This window comes from Cohnella sp. CFH 77786 (genome assembly GCF_019400745.1).
Lineage (GTDB): Bacteria > Bacillota > Bacilli > Paenibacillales > Paenibacillaceae > Cohnella.
Window position 1 is genome coordinate 1 of record NZ_WJIB01000040.1, and the last position, 1,638, is coordinate 1,638.

Below are 1,638 nucleotides of genomic sequence, written 5' to 3' on the forward strand. Positions count from 1 at the left end.
ATTGCGCCTTGAAAGCTCAAGAGGCACGTGTCGCCTGAGATGGCGATCGGGACAAAGCTTAGCCAGCAGTCCTGTACCGAGTCTTGCGTGGTGCATGGCAACATGTACGACGAAGCGTAGACAGGAAGGCAGTAGGCCGGAAACAAGTGAAGAGGATCATTAGCCCCGAAATCTAACGTGATCGAAGCAGCCGATCCTATTTCTCTGTGGAGAAGGCAGAAACAGCATCACCGCTAAGGCGAGGGGATGACTGAGGCTTCCGGGGTTCGTACCTACAGCATGCTGCCAAAGGGTTTCTTGGGAACAAGGGAGGTCCGGCGGTTTCCAATTTTTTTTTTTTTGGATAGGGTCGAACAAGCTTGCAAAGCAAGGGAGACTCGATGACTTGCCGGAAGTCTTACTGACTGATAGTACTCCGAGGTAGGGAGAGCCTGCTACATGGGGAAGCGGTCAGCAGAAATGGAATCTTTCTAAGGCAACATGGGCTCCATACAACGGGAGGATACAGGCCTTCATGCAAAGGAAGGAGTAACCTAGCCATGACAACGGGATTGGAAAGAATAGCAGCAAAAGCACGAGAAGATGCGAAACTTCAGTTTACTTCGCTCACCCACCACATCTCCAAGGAACGGCTGCGAGAGTGCTTGCAGCATATCCCCAAACGAACGGCACCCGGTGTGGATGGCATTACCCGAGATGAAGCGATGAAAACCTTCGAGGTTTGGGCAGATGAAATGCTTACATCGATTCATCGAAAAGGATATCGCCCGCCAGCCGTAAGGAGAGTCTGGATACCGAAACCTGGCAAGAAGGAAAAGCGTCCATTAGGCGTTCCTGCCGTAGCAGATCGTGCCTTACAGAGGTGCACGGCGGAGATATTGACCGCAATATACGAGCAGGACTTTCTAAACTGCTCGTTTGGAGGCAGACCAGGAAGAGGTCAGCACAATGCCTTGGCGACATTGAACGAGATCATAGCTGGAGAAAAGGTCGGTTGGGTGTTAGAGGCGGACCTGAAGAATTTCTTCGGCAGTCTGGACCATGAGTGGATGATGAAGTTCGTGGAACACCGCATCGGTGATCCACGAATCCTTCGACTCATCCAACGGTGGTTAAAGGTTGGTGTGCTGGAAGATGGCAAAATTCACGTCAGCGAAGAAGGCACACCTCAGGGCGGCTCAATCAGTGTTTTGCTAAGCAACCTGTACCTACACTACGTGCTGGATCTATGGTTTGAGAAAGCTATCAAGCCGCGGCTTAGGGGCGAGGCCTACCTCATTCGGTATATTATCGATGATTTCATCGTCTGTTTTCAGTACCGAAGTGACGCCATCCGATTTCAGGAAGCGCTCCGGAATCGACTCCACAAGTTTAAGCTGGAGCTTGAACCGAGCAAAACCAGATTGATTGAGTTTGGGCGATTTGCAAGCAGGCACAGCAAGGCCAAAGGAAAAGGAAAGCCGGATACACTGTACTTTCTAGGCTTCACGCATTACTGTACACGAAACCGACAAGGGAACTTCATGGTGGGCAGAAAGACGGAGAAGAAGCGACTAAAGCGAAGCATTGGGAACGTGCAGGAAACGATGAGAAGAATGCAGCATGAAGCGGTTGAGACACAGGCGATAAAGATAAACC

The 1,638-nt window shown here is 50.8% G+C and carries 1 protein-coding gene; it reads left to right on the top strand.

From position 1 onward, the window contains the following. Positions 1-539: 539 nt before the first annotated feature. On the top strand, positions 540-1,638 hold a 1,099-nt coding region (locus tag GE107_RS26210), incomplete at its 3' end, for a reverse transcriptase domain-containing protein (RefSeq protein ID WP_219644648.1).